Below are 3,603 nucleotides of genomic sequence, written 5' to 3'. Positions count from 1 at the left end.
TAACTTAGTTCCTATGAATAGTAATTTGAATAGAGGTGAGTGGAAGAAGCTCGAGAATATGTGGGTTAAGGAACTAGGTAAGGGGAAGTCAGTTGAAGTGAAGATTCAGCCGATTTATAAAGGTGACTCGCAACGTCCAGTAGGTTTTGAAATAGAACATAAGATTGGAAATGGAGAATGGGAGTTTAATAAATTTAAAAATAAACCTGGAGGTTAATAATGATGGATGAAAATAAGTTAAATAGTATATATCAAAATATTGCTCAAATTGTAGTTGAAACAATTCCAGAAGAGTGGTCAAAAGTATTAATATATGGGGAAATTACAGAGGATACTGGTAACACCTTCTTCTTTTATTATCCAATAAATAATAATTCACCAATTCATAGTCATAATATACCGAATATGTTTGGTATAGAAAAAGAGGAATATAAGGAAAGATGGAGAATTTTATTAAATTCCTTAGAAGAACTTTGGTATGAATTTAAAAATAATAATCAAGAACCTTGGACAAATCTAACGTTTATTTTTAACAGTGAAGGTGAATTAAAGATTGATTATGACTACGAGGATTTATCGGAAGCAAACGATTATGAAAGAAGAATTATATGGAAGTATGAGTACCTAGGACTTATCCCTGAGGATGAAGACGACCAAGAGTTCTTAGAGAGCTATTTACAATCTATAAAAGAAAAAGAAGAGAATAGTAATGAATAATAGTTTAAAAAACCTTGTTTGGAAAAAGAAAATTATGGTAAATGCTAAATGCTATATTGACTTAGACTGATGCATTAATCTTTCGTTCATTTAATTATTAAGTAGTTAAGTAGCGTATATATTATTTAATAGTAGTTAATAAACTAAGGTCATTTGCGCTCTACTTATTTATTACATTTTAAATAAGCCTGTATACTTCGCAGTAAAGAACCTTGCATTCATGATGGAAGGCTCTGTGAAAGGTCCGGTTTCAGTTGCAGAGTCAGCGGATGACGAAGACGACGAGGATGAAGACCTTGGTTCAGCGCTTGATGTATTAGGCATGATGCCCCTAACCGAGGGGATAGGTTTAATTCCAACTAATGCAGAGTATAATAGAGCTTTATATAAATCTTTAAGAAAAGCAGGGACTTAAGGCTACAAAAAAAGCAAGAGAACAAAGATTAGAGTATCAAATTATGGATGATGATCCTATACCAAAGGTCCCAGGGCAATACGGATAAATTATAAGAACGCTTTTAGTGTTTAGATGGATAATATACTATATAATGGTATATTAAAAAGTAGAGCACAGATGAAAGATTTATTCATCTGTGCTCTACTTGGGTTACATTATAATCAGCACTCGTTTCTTCAACTTCCTTAAAGAGAACATAGTATTTAAAATCAAATGTAATCTCTCCTCTTATTTGTACTTACTGCCAAAGCAGCAGTCAAACAGGTCAAGAAGGCCGCGAAAAAAGCCGTGACGCAAGCGAAAAAGAACGTCAAAGCCGCCGTAAAGAAAACGAAGAAGGCTTTGAAAAAGGTCGGCGGAAAAGTGGCCGTTGCGTATACATCCTTCAAAGAGGGCGGCTATAAAGACGTAATCTCTGCCGGATTAGACTTTATTCCGGTAGTAGGAAATGCGAAGGCATTGGTTGAAGCCGTGATCGGAAGAGACCCAATTACCGGTAGAAAGTTGGAAAGCTGGGAACGCGGAGTATCAGTTGCTGCTATTTTAGGAGGACCTTTAGTAAAAGGTGTGAAGCATGGTGCAAAACTAGGTGCAAAGGCTGTTTCAGGAGCTACATCGGGTAGCAAAGCAACAAATAAAACAGTAAATATAGCCAAGTCTCCAACACCAACGAATCCACAAAAGCAGCAAGCACCGTCTCAGGCGAAAAGTGAAGTAAGCGCAACAACGGTAACACCTGCGAAATCGAAGGACCAGGGTAAGGGTGAAAATTCCCAACCACCACAAAATGGCTCGAATATTAAACCTGCAAAGCTTCCTGAAATTGAAGTTAAGTTTAACTATAATCCAAAGCATGATTCTGCTGAATTTAGAAGGCAATTGAAAGCTCAAGAAGAGGGCATGAATGAGTTAACTGTTGACGAATATCTTAAAAATAGAGAAAAATATATTGCTGAAGGTAGAGCAAAAGAAGGAAATGTTGCTCAACAAACAGCTAGAGAAGAAGCTTTATCTGATAAAATTACCGAATTTATGGATAAAGGAAAATCATTTGATGAAGCAGAAAAAGAGGCGGGAAAATGGCTGAAAACCCAAGCAGCACTTCACAATCCAGATCAGGTTGCGGGAGGAAGACCTGAAATAATAGGAGGAATGGGAGATAAAAGGGTTAATTTCTCTATAGGTAGTCAATGGAAGTCTAGAATCAAAATTGTTGATAAACAAATCGAGGAAAAAGTAAAAAACATGACACTAGAACAACTAAAAAATACTTATTTGAATGTAAAGTTAACACATTAAAGGAGGAGTTTAAATGGAGCAATATTTAAAAGATTTTAAGTTACAGAATAAAGTTCCGAGTGAACTCATTGAAAAGTATAAAAATATAGTCCCTAAAGAAATAATAGATTTATGGCAGGATTATGGATTTGGAACATTTATGGCAGGTTATTTTAAAAGTGTCAATCCAGAAGAGTACATTGATATCTTACAAGAGAGCAGCCAAAGATATACTGATTCTTTAGTATTATTTGCAACAAGTATGGGGGATTTAGTCATATGGGCTGATGGTTATGTAAGGTTGCTTAACTTTAGATACGGTGTACTTAAAACACTTATGCCAAACTTTCTATACTTTTTTAAAAGTTTGGATTCAGAAAAATTTCGAGACGAGTATTTAAAGTGGCAACCATATCCAAAAGCAGTAGAAATATGTGGAGAATTGTCATATGACGAGTGTTTTGGATACACCCCTCTGTTAGGGCTTGGTGGAACAGAAAAAGTAGAGAATCTAAAAAAAGTTAAATTGAAGGAACATATTCTTATTATTACTCATTTTATGGGGCCAGTTCAGTAATAAGAAGCATGTGTCTTATTCCATGCAAATAGAGATATTTATAAGAAAACAAAATATATGCGAAGTGGATAACAAAAAATAATATGGTGTTTGAAAACACATACTCCATGATGGTTGTCCCAGCATGGAGTACTGTGTGCAATGAAATTGCAACTGCCGCCATTTTTTTGAGTTAATTAGGAGGGCTTAAGTGATAAATAAATATACTTTGTCAAAATTCAATCTTTACCCAGCGGTTGATGATTATGCCTATGATACTTCATACAAGTTTTGGAATGTATAATTGGTAATCGTAATAGCACTTATAAACCAAAAACTGGTAAGAGTTATTGAATTATAAACATATTTTCTAAAAAAATAGTGTTTATTAATCCAGGTACATTCAACATATATATCAAATATAATTGTAGAGTGCAAATTATGTAGTATTTATTTGCACTCTATTTTATTTACATAATACCCGGAAATTTTATAGTAAAGGAAGAATTAGTTCCGTTAAAGGTCGGCGGAAAAGTGGCCGTTGCGTATACGTCCTTCAAAGAGGGCGGCTATAAAGACGTAATCTCTGCAGGAT

General features: G+C 34.6%; 5 protein-coding genes. All 5 read left to right on the top strand.

Features of this window, described 5'->3' with window-relative positions; genetic code table 11:
• Positions 1 to 217: DNA/RNA non-specific endonuclease (locus H9632_RS18575; RefSeq protein WP_191705546.1), on the top strand; the 217-nt coding region annotated here is incomplete at its 5' end.
• Positions 218 to 219: 2 nt separating this feature from the next.
• On the top strand, positions 220 to 717 hold the full coding sequence (locus H9632_RS18570) for an antitoxin YezG family protein (protein ID WP_225223926.1): 498 nt from the start codon (positions 220 to 222) through the stop codon (positions 715 to 717).
• 220 nt (positions 718 to 937) lie between these two features.
• Positions 938 to 1,132 (top strand): hypothetical protein, encoded by a 195-nt coding sequence (locus H9632_RS18565; protein WP_191705545.1) that lies wholly within the window; start codon positions 938 to 940, stop codon positions 1,130 to 1,132.
• 330 nt (positions 1,133 to 1,462) lie between these two features.
• Entirely contained in the window at positions 1,463 to 2,473 is a 1,011-nt protein-coding gene (locus tag H9632_RS18560) for a polymorphic toxin type 15 domain-containing protein (RefSeq protein WP_318247721.1), read from the top strand.
• A gap of 13 nt (positions 2,474 to 2,486) precedes the next feature.
• Positions 2,487 to 3,029 carry a T6SS immunity protein Tdi1 domain-containing protein gene (locus H9632_RS18555; protein WP_191705543.1) on the top strand — a complete coding sequence of 181 codons (543 nt, stop codon included), beginning with the start codon at positions 2,487 to 2,489 and terminating at the stop codon, positions 3,027 to 3,029.
• The last annotated feature ends 574 nt before the right edge of the window (positions 3,030 to 3,603 follow it).

It is taken from the genome of Solibacillus merdavium, assembly GCF_014836935.1.
In the GTDB taxonomy this organism is placed as follows: domain Bacteria; phylum Bacillota; class Bacilli; order Bacillales_A; family Planococcaceae; genus Solibacillus; species Solibacillus ferritrahens.
The sequence above is the reverse complement of the archived record's forward strand: the minus strand, read 5'-3'. Positions and strand labels throughout refer to the sequence as shown.

Bases quoted from the DNA above. Each gene is read 5' to 3' on its own strand.
- H9632_RS18565 (WP_191705545.1), top strand. From the start codon at position 938: ATGATGGAAGGCTCTGTGAAAGGTCCGGTTTCAGTTGCAGAGTCAGCG.
- H9632_RS18570 (WP_225223926.1), top strand. From the start codon at position 220: ATGATGGATGAAAATAAGTTAAATAGTATATATCAAAATATTGCTCAA.
- H9632_RS18555 (WP_191705543.1), top strand. From the start codon at position 2,487: ATGGAGCAATATTTAAAAGATTTTAAGTTACAGAATAAAGTTCCGAGT.